Annotated in this window: 22 protein-coding genes and 1 pseudogene; 11 read left to right on the top strand and 12 right to left on the bottom strand. The window is 70.7% G+C overall.

What is annotated here, in order from left to right:
* The first annotated feature begins 188 nt into the window (after positions 1 to 188).
* Entirely contained in the window at positions 189 to 2477 is a 2289-nt protein-coding gene (locus tag IEY82_RS05100; protein WP_189122797.1) for a HelD family protein, read from the top strand.
* 26 nt (positions 2478 to 2503) lie between these two features.
* Here IEY82_RS05100 and IEY82_RS05095 read toward each other — a convergent pair whose 3' ends face one another.
* The gene (locus IEY82_RS05095; RefSeq protein ID WP_189122796.1) at positions 2504 to 2980 is read right to left on the bottom strand and encodes a MarR family winged helix-turn-helix transcriptional regulator; all 477 of its coding nucleotides are present in this window, start codon (positions 2978 to 2980) and stop codon (positions 2504 to 2506) included.
* Positions 2981 to 3077: 97 nt separating this feature from the next.
* On the opposite strand from IEY82_RS05095, the gene IEY82_RS05090 reads away from it, so the two are divergent.
* The 3 genes from IEY82_RS05090 to IEY82_RS05080 all read left to right on the top strand — a co-directional run bounded on the left by IEY82_RS05090 (position 3078) and on the right by IEY82_RS05080 (position 8372).
* Complete coding sequence (locus IEY82_RS05090) at positions 3078 to 6341, top strand: efflux RND transporter permease subunit (RefSeq protein ID WP_189122795.1); 3264 nt, start codon at positions 3078 to 3080, stop codon at positions 6339 to 6341.
* Positions 6342 to 6742: 401 nt separating this feature from the next.
* The gene (locus tag IEY82_RS05085; RefSeq protein WP_189122794.1) at positions 6743 to 7114 is read left to right on the top strand and encodes a YciI family protein; all 372 of its coding nucleotides are present in this window, start codon (positions 6743 to 6745) and stop codon (positions 7112 to 7114) included.
* Between the two features lie 43 nt (positions 7115 to 7157).
* Entirely contained in the window at positions 7158 to 8372 is a 1215-nt protein-coding gene (locus IEY82_RS05080; protein ID WP_189123116.1) for an RNA polymerase sigma factor, read from the top strand.
* A 32-nt stretch (positions 8373 to 8404) separates the two neighbouring features.
* Here IEY82_RS05080 and IEY82_RS05075 read toward each other — a convergent pair whose 3' ends face one another.
* Positions 8405 to 9340: a hypothetical protein gene (locus tag IEY82_RS05075; protein ID WP_189122793.1), complete on the bottom strand. Its 936-nt coding sequence runs from the start codon at positions 9338 to 9340 to the stop codon at positions 8405 to 8407.
* A 269-nt stretch (positions 9341 to 9609) separates the two neighbouring features.
* Positions 9610 to 10656 carry a class I SAM-dependent methyltransferase gene (locus tag IEY82_RS05070; RefSeq protein WP_189122792.1) on the bottom strand — a complete coding sequence of 349 codons (1047 nt, stop codon included), beginning with the start codon at positions 10654 to 10656 and terminating at the stop codon, positions 9610 to 9612.
* 130 nt (positions 10657 to 10786) lie between these two features.
* Between IEY82_RS05070 and purB the strand changes: the two genes are divergently transcribed.
* From purB to IEY82_RS05050, 4 genes are all read left to right on the top strand, one after another.
* Positions 10787 to 12217 (top strand): adenylosuccinate lyase, encoded by a 1431-nt coding sequence (gene purB / locus IEY82_RS05065; RefSeq protein ID WP_189122791.1) that lies wholly within the window; start codon positions 10787 to 10789, stop codon positions 12215 to 12217.
* Entirely contained in the window at positions 12217 to 12987 is a 771-nt protein-coding gene (locus tag IEY82_RS05060) for a GNAT family N-acetyltransferase (RefSeq protein WP_189122790.1), read from the top strand. The genes purB and IEY82_RS05060 overlap by 1 nt, the downstream gene beginning before the upstream one ends.
* 91 nt (positions 12988 to 13078) lie before the next feature.
* The gene (locus tag IEY82_RS05055; protein ID WP_189123115.1) at positions 13079 to 14119 is read left to right on the top strand and encodes a DUF4037 domain-containing protein; all 1041 of its coding nucleotides are present in this window, start codon (positions 13079 to 13081) and stop codon (positions 14117 to 14119) included.
* Between the two features lie 250 nt (positions 14120 to 14369).
* Positions 14370 to 15230, top strand: a complete 861-nt coding sequence (locus IEY82_RS05050; RefSeq protein WP_189122789.1) for an alpha/beta hydrolase — start codon at positions 14370 to 14372, stop codon at positions 15228 to 15230.
* 25 nt (positions 15231 to 15255) lie between these two features.
* Here IEY82_RS05050 and IEY82_RS05045 read toward each other — a convergent pair whose 3' ends face one another.
* From IEY82_RS05045 to IEY82_RS05035, 3 genes and pseudogenes are all read right to left on the bottom strand, one after another.
* Positions 15256 to 15669: an LLM class oxidoreductase gene (locus IEY82_RS05045; protein ID WP_189122788.1), complete on the bottom strand. Its 414-nt coding sequence runs from the start codon at positions 15667 to 15669 to the stop codon at positions 15256 to 15258.
* 218 nt (positions 15670 to 15887) lie between these two features.
* A complete protein-coding gene (locus IEY82_RS05040; RefSeq protein ID WP_225262341.1) occupies positions 15888 to 16508 on the bottom strand; it encodes an NmrA family NAD(P)-binding protein in 621 nt (206 codons plus the stop codon).
* A 75-nt stretch (positions 16509 to 16583) separates the two neighbouring features.
* A pseudogene (locus IEY82_RS05035) lies at positions 16584 to 16904 on the bottom strand (hypothetical protein); the annotation flags it as partial.
* Positions 16905 to 16974: 70 nt separating this feature from the next.
* Here IEY82_RS05035 and IEY82_RS05030 point away from each other — a divergent pair.
* Complete coding sequence (locus tag IEY82_RS05030) at positions 16975 to 17481, top strand: Rossmann-fold NAD(P)-binding domain-containing protein (protein ID WP_189122786.1); 507 nt, start codon at positions 16975 to 16977, stop codon at positions 17479 to 17481.
* An 81-nt stretch (positions 17482 to 17562) separates the two neighbouring features.
* On the opposite strand, the gene IEY82_RS05025 is transcribed toward IEY82_RS05030, so the two are convergent.
* Positions 17563 to 17820 carry a penicillin acylase family protein gene (locus IEY82_RS05025; RefSeq protein ID WP_225262279.1) on the bottom strand — a complete coding sequence of 86 codons (258 nt, stop codon included), beginning with the start codon at positions 17818 to 17820 and terminating at the stop codon, positions 17563 to 17565.
* A gap of 163 nt (positions 17821 to 17983) precedes the next feature.
* Here IEY82_RS05025 and IEY82_RS05020 point away from each other — a divergent pair, with 163 nt between their 5' ends.
* Positions 17984 to 18238: a helix-turn-helix domain-containing protein gene (locus tag IEY82_RS05020; RefSeq protein WP_189122785.1), complete on the top strand. Its 255-nt coding sequence runs from the start codon at positions 17984 to 17986 to the stop codon at positions 18236 to 18238.
* A gap of 167 nt (positions 18239 to 18405) precedes the next feature.
* Here the strand turns inward: IEY82_RS05020 and IEY82_RS05015 are convergent, their stop codons facing one another.
* From IEY82_RS05015 to IEY82_RS05000, 4 genes are all read right to left on the bottom strand, one after another.
* Positions 18406 to 19479, bottom strand: a complete 1074-nt coding sequence (locus tag IEY82_RS05015; protein ID WP_189123114.1) for a tyrosine-type recombinase/integrase — start codon at positions 19477 to 19479, stop codon at positions 18406 to 18408.
* A 79-nt stretch (positions 19480 to 19558) separates the two neighbouring features.
* Positions 19559 to 21055, bottom strand: coding sequence for a UDP-N-acetylglucosamine 1-carboxyvinyltransferase (locus tag IEY82_RS05010; protein ID WP_229697549.1), 1497 nt, complete (start codon positions 21053 to 21055; stop codon positions 19559 to 19561).
* Positions 21056 to 21104: 49 nt separating this feature from the next.
* Positions 21105 to 22817, bottom strand: a complete 1713-nt coding sequence (locus IEY82_RS05005) for an enoyl-CoA hydratase-related protein (RefSeq protein ID WP_189122783.1) — start codon at positions 22815 to 22817, stop codon at positions 21105 to 21107.
* 100 nt (positions 22818 to 22917) lie between these two features.
* A complete protein-coding gene (locus IEY82_RS05000) occupies positions 22918 to 24081 on the bottom strand; it encodes an FAD-dependent monooxygenase (RefSeq protein WP_189122782.1) in 1164 nt (387 codons plus the stop codon).
* A 444-nt stretch (positions 24082 to 24525) separates the two neighbouring features.
* On the opposite strand from IEY82_RS05000, the gene IEY82_RS04990 reads away from it, so the two are divergent.
* Positions 24526 to 26019 carry a hypothetical protein gene (locus IEY82_RS04990; protein WP_189122781.1) on the top strand — a complete coding sequence of 498 codons (1494 nt, stop codon included), beginning with the start codon at positions 24526 to 24528 and terminating at the stop codon, positions 26017 to 26019.
* A gap of 33 nt (positions 26020 to 26052) precedes the next feature.
* Here IEY82_RS04990 and IEY82_RS04985 read toward each other — a convergent pair whose 3' ends face one another.
* Positions 26053 to 26307 (bottom strand): hypothetical protein, encoded by a 255-nt coding sequence (locus IEY82_RS04985; protein ID WP_189122780.1) that lies wholly within the window; start codon positions 26305 to 26307, stop codon positions 26053 to 26055.
* Positions 26308 to 26774 lie beyond the last annotated feature (467 nt).

The following is a 26774-nucleotide window of genomic DNA, read 5'->3' as shown; positions in this document are numbered from 1 at the left end:
GCCGACTATCGCGGCATGCGGACCCTGGCGCCAATGCCGGACGACGCTCCCCGGTATGAGCGCCTCCTCATGCCGGGACGGGCTCACGGGCCGAGGCTTGCCCGGCGGCGCGCGAAAGGAGTAAGCTCTTCTGCTTGGACGCAAATCAAAGAGCTTCCACACGTCACCCGTTAGGAGTATATCACCTAATGACTAATCGTCAAGAAGTTCTGGCCGAGGCCCTTGACGTCGAGCAGGAGACCGTGTCGATGCTCTACGGCCGGCTCGACCTGGCGCGGTCACGGGCCGAGGCGGCGCTGGCCCGCGCGCACGGCGGCGGCGGAGCGGGCGGCACGCGCCAGGCCAGGCTGGAGCGCGACGCGGCGGCGGGTGAGCAGGCCCGCCGGCTGGCGCAGCTCAACGCCGTCGAGCGCGGCCTGTGCTTCGGCCGCGTCGACGACGCGGCGGGTCAGACCGTCTACATCGGGCGGATCGGGCTGCGCGACGACGAGTACGAGTCGGTGCTGATCGACTGGCGGGCGCCGGCCGCCCGCCCGTTCTACGTCGCCACGGCGGGCGATCCGGGCGGGCTGGTGCGCCGCCGCCACCTGCATCTGCGTGACCGCGCGGTGGTGGGGCTGGACGACGAGGTGTTCGACCTGGAGCGGATGAGCGACGGCGACCGGCGCACGCTGGTGGGGGAGGCGGCGCTGCTGGCGGCGCTGCGGCGCGGCCGCACCGGACGGATGGGCGACGTGGTGGCCACCATCCAGACCGAGCAGGACCGGGTGATCCGGGCCTCGTGGCAGGGGGCGCTGGTGGTGCAGGGCGGCCCCGGCACCGGCAAGACGGTGGCGGCGCTGCACCGGGCCGCGTACCTGCTCTACACCCACCGCGACACGCTGGAGCGGCGCGGCGTGCTGGTGGTGGGGCCGAACGCGATGTTCCTGCGCTACATCGGCCAGGTGCTGCCGGCGCTGGGGGAGACGCAGGTGGTGATGTCGACGGTGGGCGAGCTGTTCCCGGGGGTGCGGGCGACGGCCGTCGACGAGCCGCGTACCGCCGTGGTCAAGGGCGATCCGCGGATGGCCGAGGTGATGGCGGGGGCGGTGCGGGAGCGCCAGCGGGTGCCGGCCGGCGATCTGGAGGTGGAGCTCGACGGCCTGGTCCTGCGGGTGCCGCACGAGACGTGCGCGCGGCTGCGCGAGCGGGCTCGGGCGGTGCGGCTGAGGCACAACATGGCGCGCAAGCTGTACGTCACCGAGCTGCTCAAGGAGCTGGCCCTGGCCGAGGCGCGGGCCCTGGAGGCGGCGCTGCGGCTGGAGGAGGTGGAGCTGGAGGACCCCGAGCTGGCCGAGCCGCTCGACCTCGAGGGCGACCTGGACGAGCTGGACATCGAGCTGGCGAGCCGCCGCCTGTGGGAGCTGACGGAGGTGCGGCGGGCGGTCGACGGGCTGTGGCCGGAGCTGACGCCGCACCGGCTGGTCGGCGAGCTGCTGGCCGCGCCCGAGGCGCTCCGGCAGGTCTCGCCTCCGGGCCTGGACTGGCGGGCCCTGGTACGGCCGGCGGACGCCGGCTGGACGGTGGGTGACGTGCCGCTGCTGGACGAGGCGGCCGAGCTGCTGGGCGAGGACGACTCGGCCCATCGTGCGGCGACCAGGCGGGCGCGGGCCGAGTGGGAGGAGCGGGAGCTCTTCGCGCGAGAGGTGCTGGAGACGACCGGGCTGCTGGAGGAAGGCATCTTCGGCGAGGCCGACCGGCTGGCGGCCCGCCATGCCGGCCCGGATGACGAGCTGACCACCGCGGACCGGGCGGCGGCCGACCGCACGTGGGCGTACGGGCACGTGATCGTGGACGAGGCGCAGGAGCTGTCGCCGATGGCCTGGCGGATGGTCATGCGCCGGGTGCCCGCGCGTTCGCTGACCGTGGTGGGCGATCTGGCGCAGACGGGGTCTGCGGCGGGCGCCCGGTCGTGGGGCGAGGTGCTGGATCCGCACCTGGCGGGCCGGTGGCGGGAGGAGCGGCTGCTGGTCAACTACCGCACGCCGGTGGAGATCATGCGGGTGGCGGCCGACGTGCTGCGGGCGGTGGATCCCGGTCAGGTGCCTCCTGAGTCGGTACGGGAGGGCGAATCGCAGCCGCGTGCCGTGCGGGGCGGGGTGGCCGAGCTGCCGGCGCTGGTGCGGGAGGAGCTCGCGGCCGTCGGGGAGGGCAAGGTCGGCGTGATCACCTCGGACGCGCGGCACGCCGAGGTGGCGGCGTTGTTTCCCGGGCACGACCTCGACGCGGCCGTGGTGGCGCTGACGGTGACGCAGGCCAAGGGCCTGGAGTTCGACGCGGTGCTGGTGGTGGACCCGGCGGGCATCCTCGGTCAGTCGCCGATGGGCGGCCAGGATCTGTACGTGGCGGTGACGAGGGCGACCAGGCGCCTGACGGTCGTCCACGACGGTGACCTGCCCGGCGTCCTGTCCCGCCTGACCCAGAAATCTACAAAGTAAAGGCGCTGGGCGGTTGATTGACCCTCTCAACCACCACAACCCGAACCCCTCGACGGGCCGAAGAGCTCGTCGGCCACGGCGCAGATACGGCCGAGCACCATGTCGAGGGCGCGCAGGGTGTCGATGTCGAGATGCCGCATGATGAGGTTGTACTGCTCCAGGCCGGCGTCGTTGATCTCCTCCATGAGCCTGAGGCCGGCGTCGGTCAGCTCGACGCGGCGTACGCGCCGGTCGTGCGGGTCCTCGTGCCTGCTCACCAGGCCCTGGGCGACGAGGCGGTCGACGATGCCGGTGACCGTGCCGAGGCCGACGCCGAGGCCGGTGGCGAGCTCCTGGCCGGAGGCCGAGCCGTGGATCGACAGGAGCATGACGACCTTCAGCTGGCGCATCGTGAGGTTGGACGCGAAAAGAGGGGACTGGTGCTGGGCGAAGGCCCGGCCGAGGCCACGCTGGGCTTCTGTGATCCGGTGGATCAGGTCATCGCGTTCGTTCTTCACGCTCACCTCTCGTTCCTGAGAAGGTTACCAGGAAGATCGGGTGAGGCTAAATATTCGTATGAGGCGAAGTGTTAGTCTGGGCCGAACTCTCGGAAGGACCCTGATGACCGCATTCGCCCGGTTGAGCCTCGCCAACCGCAGCCTCGTGATCCTCATCGCGGTCGTGATCACCGCGTTCGGCGCGTTCACGATCCCGCAGTTGAAACAGCAGTTGCTGCCGTCGCTGGAGTTTCCCGGGGCGTTCGTGGTGGCACCCTATCCCGGCGCCTCACCGGAGATCGTGGAGGAGCAGGTCACCGCCCCGCTGGAGGAGTCCTTCCAGGGCATCGCCGGCCTGGAGCAGACCACTTCGACGTCCCAGGAGGGCCTGGCGCAGATCCAGGTGGCCTTCGAGTACGGCACGGACATCGAGTCGTCGATCAGCAAGATGCAGCAGGCCGTGAGCCGGCTCCAGGGGCGCTTGCCGGTGGGGGTTGAGCCGCAGGTCGTGGCGGGCAGCACCGACGACATCCCGGTGATGGTGCTGGCGGTGGGCGACGGTGGCGATCCGCGCGCGATGGCGGACAAGCTGCGCCAGACCATGGTGCCGGAGTTGCAGGCGATCGAGGGTGTGCGGGAGGTCGCGGTCACCGGCACCCGCGAGGAGGTCGTGACCATCACGCCCGACCTCGGGAAGATGGCGCTGGCGGGCGTGTCTCCGGCGCAGATCCCCGAGGCGCTGAAGGCGAACGGCACCCCGATCCCGGCGGGCACGCTGACCGCCGACGGCAAGTCGCTGACCGTGCAGGTGGGCGCCCGGGTCGATTCGATCGCCGAGCTGAAGGCGTTGTACCTGACGCCCGCGCAGCCGCAGGCCCAGCCGGCGCAGCCCCAGCCGGGCCGGCCGCAGACCGGCCAGCCGCAGACGGGGCAGACCCAGCCCCAGGCGGGTCAGCCGCAGGCGGGTCAGCCGCAGACCGTGCAGCGGGCGCTGAAGCCGGTCAAGCTCGGTGATGTCGCCAAGGTGGAGCGCGCCCTGGCGGAGCCGACCACGATCACGCGGACCGGCGGCAAGACGAGCCTCGGCGTGTCGGTGACGATGTCGCCGGACGGCAACGCGGTGACCATCTCGCACGAGGTGCGCGACAAGCTGCCCGAGCTGACCAAGGCGCTGGGCGACTCGTCGGACAGGGCGGTGGAGGTGGTGTTCGACCAGGCGCCGTACGTGGAGAAGTCGATCGAGGACCTGACCACCGAGGGTCTGCTGGGGCTCGCGTTCGCGGTGCTGGTCATCCTGGTGTTCCTGCTGTCGGTGCGTTCGACGGTGGTGACGGCGGTGTCGATCCCGCTGTCGGTGGTGATCGCGTTGATCGCGTTGTGGGTGGGCGACCACTCGCTGAACATGCTGACGCTGGGCGCGATGACGATCGCGATCGGCCGGGTGGTGGACGACTCGATCGTGGTGCTGGAGAACATCAAACGGCACCTCGGCTACGGCGAGGAGAAGCGCGCGGCCATCCTGACCGGGGTGCGCGAGGTGTCGGGCGCGGTGACGGCGTCGACGCTGACGACGGTGGCGGTGTTCGCGCCGATCGCGGTGGTCGGCGGGATGGTGGGCGAGCTGTTCTCGCCATTCGCGATCACGGTGGCGGTGGCGCTGCTGGCGTCGCTGCTGGTGTCGCTGACGGTGGTGCCGGTGCTGGCGTACTGGTTCCTGAAGGCGCCGGAGCTGACGCCGGAGGAGGCGCGGGCGCAGCGCGCCGAGGCGGAGGCGAAGGAGCTGCGCAGTCCGTTGCAGCGGGCGTACCTGCCGGTGTTGCGGTTCGCGACGCGGTTCAAGCTGGTGACGGTGCTGATCGGGCTGGCGGTGTTCGTCGGCACGATGGGCTTGGCCGGGCAGCTGCAGACGAACTTCCTGGACTCTTCGGGACAGGACACGATCTCGGTGAGCCAGCGGATGCCGGCCGGCACCGACCTGGCGACCACCGACAAGGCGGCCCAGCAGGTGGAGGGCGTGCTGGCGGACCTCGACGGGGTGGAGTCCTACCAGGTGACCGTGGGCGGCGGCAACGCCATGATGGGCGGCGCCGGTGGCAGCGCGGATCGGGCGTCGTACTCGGTGACGGTCGCCGAGGACGCCGACACGCCGGCGGTGGAGCAGGCGTTGCGCGACCGGCTGGCCGGGTTGTCGAACGTCGGCGAGGTGCAGGTCGGCGGCATGCAGGGCGGCGGGTTCGCCACGGACACCGTGCAGGTGATCGTGAAGGCGCCGGACCTCGCGGCGCTGCGGACGGCCGCGGAGACGGTCGCGTCGGAGATGGGTCAGGTGTCCGGCCTGCGTGACGTGTCGTCCAACCTGGAGACGAGCGCGCCGCGTGTGGAGGTGCGGGTCGATCGGGCGAAGGCGGCCGAGAAGGGACTGTCGGAGGCGCAGATCGGTCAGGCGGTGGCGCAGGCGTTCCGCGGGGCGCCGCTGGGCCAGGTGACGCTGGACGGCCGGGCGAGTGATCTGGTGCTGCGCGGCGGCGTGGCGCCGGCCGACGTCAAGGAGATCGGGGCGCTGTCGTTGCCGACGGCCTCGGGGCTGGTGAAGCTGTCGTCGGTGGCCGAGGTGAAGCAGGTCGGCGGGCCGACGCAGGTGACGCGGATCGACGGCGCCCGTTCGGCGACGGTGTCGGCCAAGACGACGAGCAGTGACCTGGGCAGTGTGACGCAGTCGCTGACCGACCGGCTGAAGGGGCTGGCGCTGGGCGGCGGCGCGTCGTACGAGATCGGTGGCGCGTCGGCGGACCAGGAGGAGGCGTTCGCGGATCTGGGGCTGGCGATGCTGGCGGCGATCGCGATCGTGTTCATGATCATGGTGGCGACGTTCCGGAGTTTCGTGCAGCCGTTGATCCTGCTGGTGTCGATCCCGTTCGCGGCGACGGGCGCGGTGGGGCTGCTGGTCGTGACGGACACGGCGATGGGCGTGCCGGCGTTGATCGGCATGTTGATGCTGATCGGGATCGTGGTGACGAACGCGATCGTGCTGATCGACCTGATCAACCAGTATCGGGATCAGGGAATGGGGGTCGTGGAGGCGGTGATCGAGGGCGGCCGCCGCAGGTTGCGGCCGATCCTGATGACGGCGGTGGCCACGATCTGCGCGCTGACGCCGATGGCGTTGGGGGTGACGGGGTCGGGCGGGTTCATCTCGCAGCCGCTGGCGATCGTGGTGATCGGCGGGCTGGTGACGTCGACGTTGCTGACGCTGGTGCTGGTGCCGACGCTGTACGTCATGGTGGAGCGGGCGAAGGAGCGGCTGCGGCGCCGTCCCGGCGCCGGTGCGCCGTCCAGCCCGGACGTGGACGGCGCGGGGAAGGAGAGTCTGGCCGGTCAGCCGGCCTGACCCCATTGAGGCGTCAGCCGCCCGGCGGGTCACCACATCCCGCGCTCCATGAGCGAGCCCTCGCCATCACAGGATGGCGAGGGCTTCCTCCTCTCGACCGATCCTGAGGTTCAGGAATACCTCGGTGGTCCCCGGCCTCGGAGTGAGGTCGAGCAGCGCGTCGATGCGGTCCTCACCGACCAGCCGGTCTTGCTCGTGAGATAGGAAGATAGGCTTTCTGATCAGCAGGGCGTCCGCGTCAGCCCTCGCTCAGGGGCCGCTGTGACGGGCGAAACGCGGGCCGGAGGGATCGGCTGCGCCGCGGCGAGAGATTTCTCCGGGGCCGTGTCGATCCGTGGGCCGCTCGTTCGACGTGTGGGTGCGAGGGCCGAGAGGCGGCCTCGCCGGACGAGGAGAGCGCGATGCCGAAGTACATGCTGATCATGCGGGGCACCGACGAGTCGAACGCGGCCATGATGGCCGACATCGACGAGATGATGGCCTCGACCCACCAGTTCATCGAGGAGATGGTCAAGGCCGGTGTTCTCCTCGCGGCGGAAGGGCTGGACGATCCGGCCCGGAGCGTTGTGGTCGATTTCAGCGGCGAGGTCCCGGTGGTCACGGACGGTCCGTACGGCGAGACCAAGGAACTGTTCGGGGGCTTCTTCCTGCTCGACGTCGCCTCGGGACAGGAGGCGGTCGAGTGGGCCAAGCGGGTCCCGGCGGCCCCCGGGGCCAAGATCGAGGTCCGGCGGGTGCCGGGGAACGACGAGGTCCCGCAGGTCGACGAGTGATCATCAAGGACTGGGCCGGGTGCGAGAGCATCGGCCGGATCTGATGGGTACGGCCGATGTCGAGGCCGTCTGGCGGATCGAGTCGGCACGGATCGTCGCCGCGCTGACCCGGTTCACCGGTGATTTCGGGCTGGCCGAGGACGCGGCCCAGGAGGCGGTGGCCGAGGCGCTGGTGTCATGGCCGCTCGCCTCTCCGGCGAATCCGGCCGGCTGGCTGATGGCCACGGCCCGGCGGCGGGCGATCGACGCGATCCGCCGCCGGACCGCCCTTCAGGACCGATACGCCCTGCTGGCGGCCGGCCCGGTGGTCGACGACGAAATCGATCCCGACAAGATCGACGACGACGTGCTGGCGCTGATGTTCATCAGCTGCCATCCGGTGCTCTCCCCGGAGGCCCGGGTGGCGCTGACCCTGCGCGTGGTCGGCGGCCTGTCGAGCGAGGAGATCGCCCGCGCGTTCCTCGTGCCCGTGCCGACCGTGCAGGCCCGCATCACCCGGGGCAAGAAGACGATCGCGGCGGCCGGGGTGCCGTTCGAGCTGCCACCGGCCGCCGAGCGCCGGGAGCGGCTGGGCGGCGTGCTGAGCGTCCTCTACGTGATCTTCACCGAGGGGTCGACGGCCACGTCGGGCGACCGGCTGCTGCGCCCCGACGTCGCGTACGAGGCGATCCGGCTGGCCCGTACGCTGGCCGCGCTGCAGCCGGACGAGCCCGAGGTGCACGGCCTGCTCGCGTTGTGCGAGCTGACGGCCGCGCGTTTCCCGGCCCGGACCGGGCCGGACGGTTCGCCGGTCCTGCTTGAGGACCAGGACCGGCGGCTGTGGGACTTCTCGGCGATCCGTCGTGGGCTGGCCGCGCTGGCGAAGGCGTCGACTCGCGGTCTCGGCCCCTACGGCCTGCAGGCCGCGATCGCCGCCACCCACGCGTCGGCGTCCTCGGTCGAGGCGACCGACTGGGACCGGATCGTGCTGCTCTACGAGGCACTCGGCCGGGTCGCGCCCTCGCCGGTGGTCGAGCTCAACCGGGCCGTCGCCGTGGCCATGGCCTCGGGCCCGGCGCAAGCCCTGGCCATCGTGGACGAGCTGATCGCCTCGGACAGGCTCCCCGGTTCGCATCTGGTCCCGACCGTACGCGGTGAGCTGCTGGCCCGACTCGGCCGGCAACCGGAGGCACGCGCCGAGTGGGAGCTGGCGGCCCGGCTGTGCGTCAACCAGCGCGAACGCTCAGTGCTGCTGCGCAAGGCGGCCACGCTGAGCTGACTTCTCCAGGCCGGTGCACGAGCGCCGGTCGATCATTTGTCGGTGGTGTTGGCCCGCTTGGTCGGCGGCTTCTTCTCGAACACCGAGTCGGACGAACTCGCCCCCTCTTCCTGATCCGAGTCGGTCTCCTCTCTCGCCCTCTTCTCCGACTTCCCCCTCTTCTCCTGGGCCGCCTTCTCCTGGGCCGCCTTCTCCGCCTGCTGCTGCCTCCGCAGCTCGTTCTTCGAGGGGAGCAGGGCCCAGACGATGCCGAGCTCGCTGACGTCCTCGTCCGTCAGCGGGACGCCCTCGGCTCTGACGATGCCCTCGCCGCCCTTGTCGCTGTGGATCGCTCCGGCCTTGCGCACCCGGGTCGCGGTCACCGATCCCGGCTTCCGCGGGTCCGGATTGTAGGTGTCGGAGAAGTAGACGTGGTGGAACGCGTTGAGCCATTTCGTGAAGCCCTGCGAGGTGCCGGCGGACTCCATGGGCTCGTGAGCCTTTTTCGGTTTGGGAGCGGACTTCTTCTGGTTCGGGTCGTAATCTCTGGTGAAGAAGACGCCGATGGCCAGCCGAAGGCAGTCGGCGTAGGCCGTGTCGACCTTGTCGAGTTTCTCGATGTCGTTTTCGAAGTTGCTTCTGAAGTTCTTCGCCGCGTCGATCGTCTGGACCTTCACCTCGACGATGACCTTGTCGGAGGCGCGGGCGGCGACGGTGCCGTTGAGCACCCAGTCGCAGGCCATTTTCGCGGTGGGGTAGACGTTCCGCGTCAGCGGAGCTCCCAGGTCGGCCCAGAGGTACTTCTTCTGCAGGTGCAGCGTGAAGGCGGTTCTCAGCGAGTCCTCCCAGCCCTCTCCCGGGTTGGCCCACCATCCCGTGATCGTGTCGAGGTTGGCGTCGGTCCACGCGATCAGCTCGTCGAGGAAGAGTTTCGCGGTCAGCAGCTTGGTGTCGCCGGACTGGAGCGGTGTGAGGATCGTCTGTTCCATGTGTTCGTTTCCCCCTGCTGTCCCAGGTGCTTGTTTGAGGCTTCACCGTGCGCTCGTTCGCTCATCAAGCGATTGGAAAATACTTGATGAGCCAGTCAGAGGGTGTGGCGGAATATCGCAGGAAAGAATCTACATTGTAAAGGACATGTCGTTCACGCAAATTACATACACCGACAGAACAACCACAACATCCGCCAATGCCGCCCGGAGTCGAGTGCCCGGTCCGACGGGCTGGTGGCCGGCTGGTTCCGCCACCGGCGGAGGAGGGGTCACCGCCGGATCTCGTAGACCAGATTGAACGGGGTCTGCGCGGCCCGCCGGAACCGGGTGAAGCCCGCGTCCGTCATCACCTCGTGGATCGCGGCCTCACCGGCCTGCGCGCCGAGCGCGTACCCGCCCGGCTGGGACAGCCCGTTGGGGACGCACAGGAACGTGGAGGCGCTGTAGTACAGCCGCCCTATGGGGGTGAAGTTCTCCTCGACCCGGTCGGAGGCGAACGGCTCCACCAGGAGCCACGTGCCGTCCGGAGCCAGCGCCTCGCGTACCCGCCGGGCCGCTCCGAGCGGGTCTCCCATGTCGTGCAGGCAGTCGAACATGGTCACCAGGTCGACGTCGGCGCCGGTGAACGTCTGCGCGGTGGCCACCTCGAAGCCGACCCGGTCGGTGAGCCCCTTCTCGGCGGCCCGCGCGCGGGCCCGCGCGATCGATTCGGCGTGGTAGTCGAAGCCGGTGACCGTGGTGCGCGGGTAGGCCTCGGCGAGCAGGATCGACGAGGAGCCGAGGCCGCAGCCGACGTCGGCGACCCGGGCGCCGGCGGTGAGCTTGGCGTCGACGCCGTCCAGGGCGGGGATCCAGTCCGGGACCAGCGCGGCGGCGTAGCCGGGCCGGAAGAAGGCGTCGCATCCGATGAAGACGTCCTCGTGGTGTTCGTGCCAGCCGACGCCGGCGCCGGTGCGGAACGCCTCGGTGATGCGTGGTTCGGCGCGCAGCATGCCCAGGGCGATGAGGAAGGCCGCCGGCACGTTGGGGCCGTCGGGGTCGGCCAGGCAGAACGCCTGTTCCTCGGTCAGGGAGAACCGGCCGGTTCGGGGATCGTGCTCGACGTAGCCGCCGGCGGCCTGGCCGCGCAGCCATTCGGTGAGGTAGCGCGGGTGGCATCCGGTGCGTTCGGCGAACTCCTCCGGGGTCGCGGGTCCTCGGGTGAGGGCGCGGTAGAGGCCGAGCCGGTGACCGATCACGACGGAGCCGGCGGCGTCGGTCGCCGCCAGGTCGGTCACGAACCGTTCCATGAAGGCGTTCACCTGGTCGTTGTCCATCGCCGTCCTCCTTCCCCCGGGTGTGCTCGTTGCCGGTCATACCCCGATCGGGGTGAGGTCTGACGGGCGGCCGATCCGGTCGCGGGCCTGGTGCGGTGCGGGTGGAGCCGGGTGAATAGACTTGTCCGACGTGACTTCGAAGCCGCGTATCCCTGATGTCCTGGCCGCTCGTTATGCCTCGCCGGAGCTGGCCCGGTTGTGGTCGCCCGAGTACAAGGTGGTGGCGGAGCGCCGGTTGTGGCTGGCGGTGTTGCGGGCGCAGGCGGAGCTGGGCGTGGCGGTGCCCGAGGGCGCGGTGGCCGACTACGAGAAGGTGGTCGAGCGGGTCGATCTGGAGTCGATCGCGGCGCGGGAGCGGGTGACCCGGCACGACGTGAAGGCGCGCATCGAGGAGTTCAACGCGCTGGCCGGGCATGAGCAGGTGCACAAGGGGATGACCTCGCGTGACCTGACGGAGAACGTCGAGCAGTTGCAGGTGCGTGACAGCCTGCTGCTGGTGCGTGATCGGGTGGTGGCGTTGCTGGCGCGGCTGGCGTCGCTGGCGGAGGAGCACGAGGCGACGGTGGTGGCGGGCCGTTCGCACAATGTGGCGGCGCAGGCGACGACGCTGGGCAAGCGGTTCGCGTCGGCGGCCGACGAGCTGCTGGTGGGGTTCCGGCGGCTGGAGGAGCTGGTCGGGCGCTACCCGTTGCGCGGGATCAAGGGGCCGGTGGGCACCGCGCAGGACATGCTGGACCTGCTGGGCGGTGATCGCGGCAAGCTGGCCGAGCTGGAGGGGCGGGTGGCGGCGCATCTGGGGTTCGGGCGGCGGTTGACGAGTGTGGGGCAGGTCTATCCGCGGTCGCTGGACTTCGAGGTGGTGTCGGCGTTGGTGCAGCTGGCGGCGGCGCCGTCGTCGCTGGCCAAGACGATCCGGTTGATGGCGGGGCACGAGCTGGTGACGGAGGGGTTCAAGGAGGGGCAGGTCGGCTCGTCGGCGATGCCGCACAAGATGAACACCCGGTCGTGCGAGCGGGTCAACGGGCTGGCGGTGGTGTTGCGGGGTTACGCCTCGATGGTGGGGGAGCTGGCGGGCGACCAGTGGAACGAGGGTGACGTGTCGTGTTCGGTGGTGCGCCGGGTGGCGTTGCCGGACGCGTTCTTCGCCTTCGACGGTCTGGTGGAGACGATGTTGACGGTGCTGGACGAGTTCGGGGCGTTCCCCGCGGTGATCGCGGCGGAGCTCGATCGTTACCTGCCGTTCCTGGCGACGACGAAGATGCTGATGGCGGCGGTGCGGGCGGGTGTGGGCCGTGAGCAGGCACATGAGCTGATCAAGGAGCACGCGGTGGCGTCGGCGCTGGCGATGCGGTCGCGTGGGGTGGCCAACGAGTTGCTGGATCGGCTGGCGGCCGATGAGCGGTTCCCGCTGGATCGGGCGGCGTTGGAGGGGTTGCTGGCTGATCGGGTGTCGTTCACGGGGGCGGCTGCTGATCAGGTGGAGGCGGTGTCGCAGCAGGTGGGTGAGCTGGTGGCGGCGTATCCGGAGGCGGCCGCCTACCGTCCGGGCGCGATTTTGTGATGCGTGAGCTGACCTCGCCGGACCGGGTGCGGGCGGCGTGTGGTGATGACGATCTGCTGGTGTGGGTGGCGCAGGGGCTGACGGGCGGGGCTCGGGCGTGGGCGCTGGGTGACGCGGTGGTGGCGGCGGCGCCGGGGGTGGCGCGGGGTGACCGGCTGGCGGTGTGGGGCGGCGTGGCGGACGCGGTGGAGTTGGTGCGGTACGCGCTGGCGGAGGTGGGGCCGTCGTTCCGGCCGCTGGGCGGGGCTGAGCTGGTGGCCGAGGTGGCGTCGAAGGTCGAGGGGCTGGAGGTCTCGGGGGCGTTCTCGTGGATGAGCCTGCCCGGCGGGTCGTTCACGCGTGGTGATGGTGTGGTGCGTGCGGGTGGGGCTCGATCCGGTGTTGCCGCGGGTGAGGTGGGGTGGCTGGGGCCGGAGGTCGACGGGGAGGTGGCGGCGTTGCTGGCGGAGGCGGCGCCGCGGTCGTACGCGGTGCCGGGCGGGGCCGGGGTGCGGCGGTGGGCCGGGTTGCGGGTGGAGGGGCGGTTGGTGGCGGTGGCGGCCGATGCGTGGAGTGCTCCGTCGGTGGGGTTGGTGGCGGGGGTGGCGACGGCGGTGGCCTGGCGGGGGCGGGGGCTGGCCGAGCGGGTGTGCCGGTGGGTGTCGGGTGAGCTGGTGGCGGCGCATGGGCGGGTGGCGCTGATGGTGGACGATGACAATCCGTCGGCGATCGGGGTGTACGAGCGGATCGGGTACGGGCGGGTTCCGGTGAGGTCGTCGCGGCTCCGCTGAGCCTGTTCGCTGCGGCTGAGCCCGGGGCGAACGGTTCGGGGGATTAATTCGGGTGAGGTTGCGGAGGACGTCAGGCACAGTGGGCGGTGTGATGTCCGATTTTGTGCCTGGTATTGAGTTGTCCCGCGCGTTCTACGCCGAGGTGGTGGCGCCGCTGGTGGCCGGTGTGCCGCACAGTGCCGCGTTGATCGGGCCGGGGTCTGAGGTGCTGGCGTTCGACACGGGGCGTTCGGCCGACCATGACTGGGGTCCGCGGGTACTGGTGTTCACGGCGCCGGAGGCCGTGGAGGCCGTGGAGACGAGGGTGGTGGCGGGGCTGCCTGGCCGGTTTCGCGGTTTTGAGACGGTGTTCGACTATCACGGGGTGGTGCGGCCGGGGGTCGAGGTGGCGGATCTGGGGGTGTGGCTGGAGGGGCGGCTCGGGTTCGATCCGGAGGGCGGCGGTGGGATTTCGCTGCTCGACTGGTTGTCGGTGCCGTGGCAGAGCCTGGCCGAGGTGACGGGGGGTGAGGTCTTCCATGATGGGCTGGGCCGGTTGGAGGAGGTCCGGGCGGCGTTGCGGTGGTATCCGGCTGACGTGTGGCGGTATGTGCTGGCGTGTCAGTGGCGGCGCATCGCGCAGGAGGAGCCGTTTCCCGGGCGGTGCGGGGAGGTGGGTGACGAGCTGGGGTCGGCGGTGGTGGCGGCGCGGCTGGCGCGTGAGGTGATGCGGCTGGCGTTGTTGTTGCGGCGGCGTTATCCGCCGTACGCGAAGTGGCTCGGTAGTGCGCTGGCGCGGTTGCCAGGGTCGGCGGAGCTGGGGGAGGCGTTGGGGTCGGCGTTGGCGGCGCGGTCGTGGCGGGCTCGGGAGAGCGGTCTGGCGGCGGCGTACGGGCGGGTGGCGGCGTTGCAGAACCGGGTGGCGCTGGCGGAGCGGCTGGATGAGCGGGTGCGTGGTTTCCACGATCGGCCGTTCCAGGTGATCGGGGGTGACCGGTTCGCGCGGGCGTTGCTGGAGGCGGTGTCGGATCCGGTGGTCAGGGCGTTGCCGTTGGTGGGGAACGTGGACCAGGTGTCGGATTCGGCGGAGTTGCTGATGGCGCCGTCGCGGGCGCGCGCGGTCACGGCGGCTGCTCTCGGTCTCGGTGCGTGAGCCGGGTCTGGGCCGGCGGGAGCGCCCTGGAGCCGGCGCGTCGGCCGGCGCGGGGGTGGTCGCCGGGCGGGTGCTGTGGCCGGTCTGGGGGGGTCGCGGGCGGGGTCTGGGGCGGCGGTCGGCATTCTCGCGGGTGGTACCGCACCAGCTCCACCACATCCGCCACGCCGCCGCACACCGCCAGACGAGCGAGGTGTGCTGGTGGCGAACGGGCCGCCTGCCGCCGTCTTCCCGGCGGTACGGTGCGCGCATGGCGCTGATCGACACGTTGGGGATCGGGTACGACGAGGCGGGGCCGGGCGGTGACGTGGCGGTGGTGTTCTCGCACGCCGGGGTGGCCGATCGGCGCATGTGGGAGCACCAGTTCCGGGAGCTGTCGCGGTGGCACCGGGTGATCCGCTACGACTGGCGTGGCCACGGCGAGTCGGGTGATCCCGGCGAGTGGGTGTGCCATCACGAGGATCTGCTGGCGGTGCTCGACGCGCTGGGCGTGCGGCGGGCCGTGCTGGTGGGTTCGTCGATGGGTGGCGCCTACGCTCTGGAGGCCGCGCTCGTGGCGCCGGAGCGGGTGGCGGGGCTGGTGCTCATCTGTTCCGGCCTGTCGGGGCACTCGTGGCCGCCGGAGATGCTGGCCCAGGCGGGCGAACGGGTGCGGGGCGCGGTGCCGGCCGACCGGCTGGCCCGCTATCGCGACGGGTCCGCGGGCCGGGTCGATCCGGCTGACACGCTGGCCATCGCCAGGGCTCACACGTTGTGGCAGGTGGCCGGTCCCGACCGGGGCCGGGCCGATCTGTCCGACGAGGTGTGGGAGGCCGCGGTGGAGATGTGCCGGGAGGTGTTCCGCCGCGAGTGGAGCGGCCCGCCTGCCGCCGAGCGGCAGCTCGACCCGCCGGCGGCCGGCCGGCTGGGTGAGGTGGCCGCGCCCACCTTGGTGATCAATGGGCTGGCGGACGTGCCGGGCATCCAGGAGGTGTCCGGGCTGCTGGCGGCGGGCATTCCGGGTGCGCGCCGCGTCGACCTGCCGGAGACCGGCCACCTGCCACCGCTGGAACGTCCCGTCGAGGTGACCGCCGCGCTGCGCGGCTTTCTGGCCGCCGCTCTGACGCCGTGAGCGTGGATGTTGATCAGGAGCTCGCTCACAGCAACTGTGCGGCAAGCTCGTGCCATTGACGCAATGGCGGCTCGTCTGGTGTGGCCGTCAGCACATGCAGGCTGACGTGATCCGCACCGGCGTCGAGGTGCAGCTCGACCCTTCGAGCGATGTCCTCGGGCCCGCCGGTGGCGACCAAGGCGTCGACCGGCCGGTCGCTGAGGGATGTGGCGTCGTCGAATCCCAGGTCGCGCAGCAGCGCGAGCCGGTTGGGCAGGGCGGCGGCCGCGTAGGCCCGGGCCAGCTCGGCCGCGCGGGCGCGGGATGAGTCCAGGACAACGAGCTGGGTGACCGCCAGCAGCGCTTGCGGCCCGAGCAGGCTTCTGGCCCGGTGAGTGTGCTTGACCGGCATGCCCAGCGGGTGGGCGCCGCAGGCGCGTTCGGCGGCGAGCTGGAGCATCTTCGGGCCCAGCGCGGCCAGGACTCTGGGCGGTGCGGGGTGCGCTGCGCAGCAGCGGCGCTGACCGCGTCGCGGGCGTAAATGCTGACGGTGCCGGTGGCGATGACCGTCTGCCGGGTGGCCGACAGCGGCAGAGCGGCCTGGGTCATCGCCTCGCGGCCGGTCGTCTCGGGAAACCACAGGGCCGGATAGCCGAGGCCCTCGGAGGCCGAGCGCGCTCATCGGTCCTGCTTGGCAGTGTCCTGGGCGGCCAGGAAACCGGTGATCTGGGCCGCTCCCGTCCGCTGCAGCCAGGTGCGCAGGTCTATCAGGCCGGGGTGCAGCACGCGGGTGAAGGGGAGGCCGGCGCGGTAGCCGCGTTCGTTGAGCCAGGTATAGGCGAAGGCGAACTCCTCGCCGATCTGCGCGATCGCCTCGATCGGGATCTGGATGTACGGCAGCGGCCGGCCGACGGCTTCGGAGATGGCCGCGGCGATCTGGCGCGGGGTCAGTTCGTCCCCGGCCAGGTCGACCGCGCGCCCGATCCACTCGCCCGGCTGGGCGAAGGCCAACGCGGCGAAGGCGCCGACGTCGTCGACGGCCATGACCTGCTGGGGTACGTCAGCGGCGAACGCGGTGGCCACGGTGGCGTCGTGCAGGTGGTAGGCGCCGGTGTAGTTCTCCATGAAGGAGACCGGGCGCAAGAAGGTCGCGGGCAGGCTCAGCCGGGTGATGTGCTGTTCGATCCGCCACTTTCGGCTCGGCCACGCTGCACCGCCACTTCCCCTCCCGGCAGCAACTGTCTGCCTGGCCGTTGAGCGGGAACCCGACGGCGCGGCCCAGGCCGACCGGCTGCTCACCCTTGCGCTCACCGGAGTGCACCCTGCAGGACAAACGGCGGGCCGAAAGATGTGGCACGGACACCGCCGTGCTGGTCACCGGCTCGCCCGACGAGTTCGTGGCGGGCCGGCCGGCCGGACGTCGGGATCTCCTGGCGGCCGGCCGAGCGAGTCGATCCAGTGTTCCAGCCGGTCGCCTTCGCGGGTCATGAGCTCGGGGTCGCGGAAGGTGTTGGTGAGCAGCGAGATCCCCTGGTAGGCGGCGATCAGGGCGACCGCGAGGTCGCGGGAGTCGCTTCGGCCCATCGAGCGGAACTGTTGCTCGGTCCAGTCGATCAGGACCCGCATGACCTCGGCCACGGTCCGGTCGAGACCGTCGGCGCGTTTGTCGAGCTCCGAGGCCAGGGTTCCGGTGGGGCAGCCGTACTGGGCGGTGAGGTCGCGTTAAGGAGTCGCAACCCGGCCGGAGTCGCCCTCCCATGGGCGCATGGGACTGTCCATCGAGGACGCCATCCGGCGGTCGGGCATGGACTGGGCGATCCTGCGGCCCGGCGGCTTCGCCTCCAACGCCTTGGCGTGGGCCGAGACGATCCGCACGCGGCGCACGGCCGCCGCGCCCTTCGGCGATACCGGACTGCCGCTCATCGACCCGGCCGACATCGGCGAGGTAGCCGCGGCCGCCCTGCGCGAGGACCGTCACGCCGGGCGGATCTACGAGTTGACCGGGTCGGCCCTCAGCACGCCCCGGCAACGAGCCGAGGTGATCAGCGACGCGCTCGGCGAGCCGATCCGCTTCGTCGAGCAGACCCGCGACGAGGCCCGCGCGCAGATGCTGCGGTTCATGCCCGAGCCCGTGGTCGAGACCACCCTCGACATCCTCGGCGATCCCACTCCCGCCGAGCGGAGGATCAGCCCCGACGTCGAACAGGTCCTCGGCCGCACGCCCCGCACGTTCGCCGCGTGGGCGATCCGCAACATCGCCGCCTTCAGATGACCCACCCGAGGTGACGTTCCGCGGTTTCCGCGCCCGCACCCGGCACACCGCCGCGGGCGCGGGCGCGGAACGCCGTAGACCTCATCCGCGCACCGTGGTGGTCCTCAGATGCGGGTCGGCGGCGATCTCGGCCTCGGTGAACCGCCCGGTGACCCACGGGCCGCGCGAGAAGAGGTCCGTCTGGTCGGTGTGGTGCGCCGAGGCGGGGTTGGCGGACAGGAAGTAGGTGAGGATGGTACGCATGCGCGGCCTGTCCGGGGTGAGCGCGACGGCCCTCAGGAAGCTGGAACCGGTGTCCATCTGCGGGTAGCGTCCGTCGGTGCCGAGCGGGCCGCGCATGCGCACCCTGACGGCCCGGACGAGAACATCACGCTCATGCCGCGGCGCCGCCCGCGCCTGCGGGCCGGCCGCGCCTGCCGGGCGTGAGCACCCGCCCACCCGGCCCGCATACCGGTATTCCTATCCCGAACGGTATTTGTATCCCGGTTGTAGAATGAGGCACATGGTACGGCCTCCGCTGACACCCGAGGAACGCCTGCGCGGCGAACGCCTCGGCCTGCTCCTGCGTCAAGCCCGAGGCGAACGCAGCATCGTCGAGGTCGCCGCCGCCGCCGGCATGTCCGCCGAGACCCTCCGCAAGATCGAGACCGGCCGCATCGCCACCCCCGCCTTCTTCACCATCGCCGCCCTCGCCGAGGTCCTCCACATCCCCCTCGACCACCTCGCCGCCCGGCTCACCCCCAGCGTCCCCACCTGAGCACACCCGCCGGCCCGCTCGGCACGCCACCGGTGAAGAACCCGATACTGACCCGAGCGCACCCGCCCGCTCAGGGCACAAGCGCCCCCGGGGGGGGCCACCGTCGACCAGTCCAGCGACGACCGCCCAGGGGAGACGGCCCGGGGAGACCGCCCAGGGGAGACCTGTCACTCGGACGGCCGCGGCTCCCGCAGCAGCGGATGCGCCCGCATCGCCACCTCCAGCTCACCCGGCAACTCGTCACGATAACGCCCCAGCGTCGACAGGTCGCTGTGCCCCAGCACCCGCCGCACCGCGTCCATGTCGACCGCGTCGGCCAGCAGATGCGTCGCCGTCGTATGCCGTAACCCGTGCGGCGTCACCGAACGCCGCCGCTCCGGATCCACCCGAGCCCGCACCCGGTCGATCACCGCCTGCACGTCGCCCCGCGCCAGTCGCCGCCCCCGCCACGACAACAGCAACGCCTTGTCCGGCACCGCCGCCCGGCCCCGCGCCAGATAGTCGTCCAGCGCCGCCGCCACGTCGCGGGGGAGCGGCACATCACGCGTGCGGCCCCCCTTGCCGAAGATCCGCCAGTAACGCACCCCGTCATTGGTGTAGAAATCCTCGACGTTGGCCCGCACCAGCTCCGACACCCGCGGCCCCATCGTCGACAACAACAGCACGATCAACGCGTCGCGCGTCTCCATCCGCTGATCACGCCGGCCCTCGCCGCGCTCCTCGCTCATCGACCGCGCCGCGCCGATCAGCCCCTGCGCCTGCTCGCGCGTCAACGCCCGCCGCTCCGGCCGCAGCCCGCCCCGCTCCCGCGCCGTCACCGTCGACGACGCCATCGGATCGACCTGCACCCAGCCGGCCAGCACCGCGTGCTTGAACAACGCCGACACCGACCGGCGAAAACGCGCCTGCGACGACGGCGACTGCGACGCGCCCCCGGCCCGCCCCTCACCGCCCGCACCGCCGCCCCCGGCACCCCCGGTGGCTCCGCCGCCCCGGGCGGCCGAGCGCCGCCCGTCCGGCTTGCGGGCGAACGCCAGCAGCACCGCGTCCATGTCGGCGCCCGTCAGATCGTCGAGCACCGTCTCCGCGCCCGCCAGCGCCACGAACGTCACCACGTCACGCGCGTAGACCTCGGCCGTCGACCGCGACAACGCGCCCGTCAGCGACTTGGCCCGCACCAACTCCACATAGCGGTCAGCCGCCTCCGCCACCGTCACCCGTTCGAGCTCCGCAGGCCGCACCGTCACCCCTCACCCTCGCCACGAGAACCCAACCCCGAGGATCCACGAGGAGACGGTAGCGGCCGCCACCGACAGAAAATCAGATGTCGCGGAACGTCTCGATCCGAGCCCCCAGCGCGTTCAACCGCTCGGCCAGATCCTCATACCCCCGGTTGATCACGTACACGTTGCGCAGCACCGACGTGCCCTCGGCCGCCATCATCGCCAGCAGCACCACCACCGCCGGACGCAACGCCGGCGGGCACATCATCTCCGCGCTGCGCCACCGCGTCGGACCCTCCACCAGCACCCGATGCGGATCCAGCAGCTTCACCGACGCGCCCAGCCGCGTCAGCTCCGTCAGATAGATCGCCCGGTTGTCGTAGACCCAGTCATGGATCAGCGTCGAGCCCTGCGCCGCCGCCGCGATCGCCGCGAAGAACGGCACATTGTCGATGTTCAGCCCCGGGAACGGCATCGGATGGATCTTGTCGATGGGGGAGACCAGCTTCGACGGCCGCACCGTCAGATCCACCAGCCGGGTGCGCCCGTTCGCCGCCGGATACTCCACCCCCCGATCGTGATCGAGGCCCATCTCCTCCAGCACGGCCAGCTCGATCTCCAGGAACTCCACCGGCACCCGGCAGATCGTCAGCTCCGACGACGTCACCACCGCCGCCGCCAGCAGGCTCATCGCCTCCACCGGATCCTCGGAAGGGGAGTAGTCGACGTCCCGCTCGATCGAGGCCACCCCGTGCACCGTCAGCGTCGTCGTGCCGATGCCCTCGACCCGCACGCCCAGCTGCTCCAGGAAGAAACACAGGTCCTGCACCATGTAGTTGGACGACGCGTTGCGGATCACCGTCACCCCGTCGTGCCGCGCCGCCGCCAGCAGCGCGTTCTCCGTCACCGTGTCGCCCCGCTCGGTCAGCACGATCGGCCGCGACGGCGACACCTTGCGATCCACCCGCGCGTGGTAGAAGCCGCCCGTGGCCGTGATGTCCAGGCCGAAGGGCCTCAGCGCCGACATGTGCGGCTGCACCGTACGGGTGCCCAGATCGCACCCGCCCGCGTACGGGATCCTGAACTGCTCGGTCCGGTGCATCAGCGGACCGAGGAACATGATCACACTCCGGGTACGGCGAGCCGCCTCGGTGTCCATCGCCTCCAGCTCCAGCCGCGCCGGAGGCACGATCTCCAGATCGTTGCCCTCGTTGATCCACCGCGCCCGCACCCCGATCGAGGCGAGCACCTCCAGGATCCGGTAGACCTCCTCGATCCGCGCCACCTTCCGCAGGATCGTCCGCCCCGAGTTCAGCAGCGACGCGCACAGCAACGCCACGCACGCGTTCTTCGACGTCTTGACGTCGATGCTGCCCGACAGCCGCCGGCCGCCCACCACCCGCAGATGCATCGGCCCCGCGTACCCCAGCGACACGATCTCGCTGTCGAGCGCCTCACCGATGCGCGCGATCATCTCAAGACTGATGTTCTGGTTGCCGCGCTCGATCCGGTTGACCGCGCTCTGACTCGTCGCCAGCGCGTCGGCCAGCTGAAGCTGCGTCCAACCACGATGCTGACGCGCGTCCCGAATCAACCGGCCAATCCGTACAAGATAATCGTCTGTCACAGGACGAGACCATATCTCACATATGAGATGCGATCGGGTTATCCGCGCCCGACGCGCCGGACAACTCCCGATGCACCGCCAACCGCGCCGGAGTCGACTCCGCCGCCCGCTTACCCACGAACGCCTCCCGCGCCGCCCGGAACCCGCTCCGATCATCGAACATGTCCCGGCTCATCTCCGCCAGCTCCTGCACCCGGTACGCGTCCAACGGCTTACGCCGCTCATCCACCTCCCGCGCCTCCCGCTTGGCCGTCAGCAACCGCCCGAAGCCGCCGCCGGCCGCCAGCCGCTCGGCGTACTCCACCACCCGCCGCTCGAACTCCAGCCGCGACCCCGCCACCACCCGGTCGGCCAGCCCCAGCTCCACCGCCTCCACGGCCCCCACCGGCAACGCCTCATCCGTCAACCGCCGCGCCACCGACGCCCCCACCCGGCGCGGCAACACGTACGTCCAGAACTCCGACCCGTACAACCCCATCGTCCGGTAGTGCGGATTCAGCACCACCGGCTTTCGCACCACCACCCGATCCGCGCCCAGCGCCATCATCACCCCGCCCGCACCCGCGTTGCCGGCCACCGACGCCACCACCAGTTGCCCCGTGCACGCGATCACCTCCCGGCACACCTGGTTGATCGCGTTGATGTTGCGCCACGCCTCCACCTCCGGATGAAGCGCCGCCTGGATCACGTTCAGATGAATCCCGTTGGAGAACACCTCACCACCGCGCAGCACCAGCACCCGCGTGTCCTGCGCCACGGCGTACCGCAACGCCGACGCCAGCCTCAGGCACTGCTCCGCCGACATCGCCCCGTTGTGGAAGTCGAAACTCACCACCCCGACATCCCCGCCACGGTCGTAGGTCACCTCACCCCACCCCGGACGCTCCGGCACCCCGGCCACCCGCTCACCCAGCACCGCGACAGCCGGCAGCTTCACACCTCCCGGCGCGTCCAGCCGCAACTGCCCCACCCACACCGAGCCGTCGCCGGTACGCACCAGCACCGCACCCTCGCCCCTGCCCACCACCGATCCCGGCGGCCCGGACGGCAGCGGCGGCACCGGACCCCGGTACACGTCGAACACCCGCACCGGCAGACCGCACAACTCCGCCCGCCCGCCCGGAGCGCCGTCGGCGGCCCGCACCCGCCGCACCACCGCGTCCGTCGGCTCCGCCCACGAGAACTCCCGATCGGCCCGGCGCATCGCCGGCCGCGCGCGCCCCCGCACCTCCGGCCGCCGATAGTCCAGCGGCACCGGCGCGAACCCCGGATCCGCCGCCTTCGCCGCCACCTCCACGACCAGCTCCACCGCCGCGTCCGCCACCGCCCCGTTGTACAACGCCGACTTGCGCGGCGGCTCGGCCGGCAGCGGGAACGTCCGCCACCCCCAGATCGGGCCCGCGTCCATCTCCTCCACCGCCTGCAACGCCGTCACCCCCCACTCGGGCTCCGCGCCGGCGATCGCCCAGTCCAGCGACGACGGCCCCCGATCACCCGGCGGCCCCGGATGGATGACGACCGTACGGTGGTGACGCCACAGCCGCCCCGGCACCCGCTCCTTCAGGAACGGGCAGATCACCAGATCCGGCTTGGCCAGCTCGACCGCCTCGAGCATCACCCGCTCCGACAGCGCCAGCTCCACGCTGACATCGTGACCGGCCCGGCGCAGCTCCAGCCAGGCGCGCTGGGTCAGGCCGTTGAACGACGAGCACAGAAGCAGGATCCGCAACGGAAGGTTCCTCCGGACGTTCGAGGGGATGGGCAAGCCCGTCGATCTTGACACGTCCGAGCAAACTTCGCTGACAAATCACCACAAAAGAGAGCGCCCGTCAGTGGTCACCCCCACGCAACGACCCCCACCACCCCGACAACCGATCAAGCCGGTAGAACAACCGCGGCGGCACATGCGGAAGCAACCGCGAATGCCGCTGGCCCAGCACCGCGATCAACTGCTCCGGCGGCAGACCGATGTACCGCGGCAGACTCTCGTACCACCGGGCGCTGTAACGGGCCGCCCGCTGAGAACCCCGGATCGCGACCTGACGCCCCCGCTCGAAACCGGCCAGCGCGGGCTCCAACTCCATCCCCCCGTGCAACGCGCCGACCAGAAAGGCCGCGTCCTCCAACGCGAGCGCCGTCCCCGCCCCGATGGAGTAATGCGTCGTATGCGCGGCATCCCCGAGCAACACCAGATTGCCGCGGAACCACGTCCGGTTCGTCACCGTACGGAAGTTCAGCCAGTGCGCCCCGCCATCGGCCTGCGCCCGGCCGACCAGCGGATGCCCGTCCAGCATCCCCGCGAACAACTTCTCCAGCAGACCCAGGCAGTCGGCCTCGTTCGCCTCCCCGAACCCCAGCCCACTCCACGTCGCGGGGGAGCACTCGACGACACAGGTGCTCTGCCCCTCACTGAACGGATAGCCGTAACACCAGATCCAGCCACACTCGGTCTCCACGAAGGCGAACGTGAACGCCTCGAACACCCTGGTCGTGCCCAGCCAGATGTACATGTTCCGGCCGACCGCGACCTCGGTGCCGAAATGCTCGGCATGACGCTCGCGCAACCCGCTGTTCACGCCGTCGCCCGCGATGACCAGGTCGGCGCCGGCCACCTCCTCCTCGGCGGCGATCTCACGCTCGAACTCGACACGCACACCGAGCGACAGGGCCCGCTCGGTGAGGATCGACAGCAACCGGTGCCGGCCGAGACCGAAGCCCTCCTCACCGTTCTCCACCGTCACCACCGCGCGGTCGTCCAGGTGCGCGGCCCAGCTGTCCCACCGGACCGAGCTCTCGTCGATGGCCTGAGCGGACTCAGGGTCGGCGCCGCGCAGATTATCGAGCAGTTCGTCCCAGTAGGTCACCCCCCACCCGTACGTCGACCCGGCCGGGTTGCGCTCGTACACGGTGATGTCATGGGACGGGTCGGTCCGCTTCATCAGGATCGAGAAATACAGGCTGGCGGGTCCGCCACCGACGCAGGCGACCTTCATAACAACCCCCTTAGTGACACAATGTGCTCGATATATCGCACACGGTAGTCGAAGGGGTCGCGGCGAGACCATCTCGTCGCCTCCATCTACCGGTCAGGAGATGGCCAAGCGGCGGCGCGGCTCACGCGCCGGGGGAGTGGGGCCGCCTGGCCGCTCACGAGCGGCGCGCTGTCAGAACGCGAAGGCGGTGACGCCCTCGTACTCGCCTTGGCGCGCTGGGCCGGTCACCTCGTACTCCAGAAGCAGCAGGGCGTTCGGCGTAGCTTCGTGGCGGAGCATGGGATATCGGCTATACCGAACAGAATCCACCTTCTGTCCGGTATCGAATCTGTGTTCCGTTCAGACGGCAGGCCGTCTTTCCTGGGGGTGGGCCAGCGTGGCGGGCGCGCGTATGTGGTGACTTGATGCTTATGCGGCGCCGTCGCGACTCACTACCATTCCGCCATGTTCCTCGATCTTGTGTCCTACGCCTTTGTGATCGTGTTCGTGGGCCTTCCCTTAGCGATCGCATCCGGGGCCGTCCTTGCCGCGATGCACTCCGCCCCGCCCAACCGCCATGAGTCCATGAGCCGGCGATTCGTCGTCATGGGACTGTCCGTGTCACTCGCCGGCGCCGGGCTGATGGGGCTCGGCGCCTGGCTGGCACGTGAGGATTCGCGCTACGGCGGCTTCGAAGCCCTCGGGATACTGCTGATCACCCTCATCGGCGCGGGCCTGCTCGTCGCCGGTCTCGGCCCGCTGCCCGCGTGGCTGCTGGAGATCCCCGGCCGGTACGCGGAACGGCTGCCGCTGCCCTTGCGGCTGGCTGCCCGGGACCTGGCCGGTCGTCGTGTTCGCGCGGCGTGCGCGATCACGCTGACGATGACGGCGACGGTCTTCGGTGTCGGGCTGACGGTCATCGCGGTCGGCCAAACGTCGCAGAGCAGGGCCGAATACTCTCCCCGTGCCCGGCCGGGCACCTTGTTGGTCCGGTCGAGCGTCTTCCTCGCAGAGCCTTTCTCGGCGGCCGATGCCGGCGCCGTACGTGCGGCGATCGAACGGGAGATACCCGGGGTGCCGATCGCCCAGAGCGAGCGCCCTTCGAGCGAATCTCGGCACTTCGGGGCGCGCGCGGAGAACGTCGAGATGCCGGAGGAGGCCCTCTACGAGTATCAGGCCATCGGTGACGAGAAGCTGCTGCGGTATCTCACCGGCGATCAGTCGACGCCGTACGACGAGGGCACGGCCGTGGTGATCACGTCAGCCGACGTGAAGGTCGACTCGGTCGACCTCTTCTATGAGATCGAGGAGAACGACGACACGATGGAGACCAAGACCGTGCCGGCGGTCACCGCCAGGACCGTCGACCCGCACATGGAGACGATCTTCGTCCCCTCGAAGATCGTGCGGGACCTCGGCTACCGGCTGCAACCGGATGAGCTGATCGTCGATCCCACCCTTCGCCAGGTCACGGTGCAGGAGCAGAAGCGCCTTGACGACCGGCTGGACGACGCGGTCGCGGAGGCGTACGTCGAACGAGGCTTCGAGGCTTCGACCGGGTGGGTGCCCGGCGTCGTGGCAGCCCTCCTCGCCGCCCTCGCGTGCGCGCTGACCGCCGGCTTCGGCGAGGCCGCCAACGCGCGCCAGGGCCGGGTCCTGAGGCGGGCCGGAAACGGATCGGCCGCGGCCTTCCAGTGGTTCTGCGCCTCTCGCGCGGGTCTGAGCGCCCTGTACGGAACGGTCCTCGGCGCGGTCGCCGGCTGCCCCGCCGGGATGTTGCTGCTGTGGCCCCTGACGATGCCTATCACGTGGGATGATCCGGCACGGGTGCCGTTCGAGACCCCGTGGTCGGCGATTGTGGCCGTCGTCGTCGGGCTTCCTCTGCTGGCCGCCGCCTTCGGCGCGGTCCTCGGCCGTGAACACTCGCACGTCCCGGCATCCGCAGTGGCTCGGCCCTGAAGTGGCGTGGGTGCGGGTGGGGCGCAGGGAAGGTCAGAGGCGGTTGACGTAGCGGGTGGCGGCGCGGTGGCTCATGCCGGTCTCGCCGCGGACCAGGAAGACGGCCTCGCGCACCTGACCCAGCGCCTTGAGCTCGCGGGCCTTGTCGACCATGTCGTCGCTGGGGGCCGGGCTGTTGCGGGGGCGATGGGTCAGACGCACCGCCAGGATGATCAGGTAGATGATCGCGGCGGTGACGACGGCGGTGAGCGCGACAAGGCCCGGGGTGGAGATCGCCAGGCTGAGCATGCACTGATCGTAGCGCCGTCCCGGCGGCGGCGTCAGAGGCCGTTGGCGAACTGTGTCGTTCTAGCGCGATCGCCGCTTGACGGCCAGGACGAGGAGAACGACTCCGGTGACGACGGCTATGACGACGAAGGCGGCGAAGAGCAGCATGAGTAATTCGGGGAGACCCATTTATGGCATGCGCGGATCCTATCTGGCGATCACGGCCCGTCCAGAGGACGACATCTCCCATTGCTTGATAATGAACATTATGTCAAGTAGACCGCTCTCGCGACGATGCGTGACCGTGACCGTACGCTTGACCTTCAGTTGATTCGCTGTTCTCGCAAGGTCGTGGCCCGTAGGGTGGGAATCTGCTATCGCGCCGCGAGAGGAGCAGCACGTGGGGAACCAATCGGTTTTATGCCCGGTCTGTCAGGGGGTTCTGCCTGCTTCGGGGCGGGATTCGTACACAACGCTGCGGGGGCGGC

It is taken from the genome of Nonomuraea cavernae, assembly GCF_014646355.1.
GTDB classification, from domain to species: Bacteria; Actinomycetota; Actinomycetes; order Streptosporangiales; family Streptosporangiaceae; genus Nonomuraea; species Nonomuraea cavernae.
The sequence above is the reverse complement of the archived record's forward strand: the minus strand, read 5'-3'. Positions and strand labels throughout refer to the sequence as shown.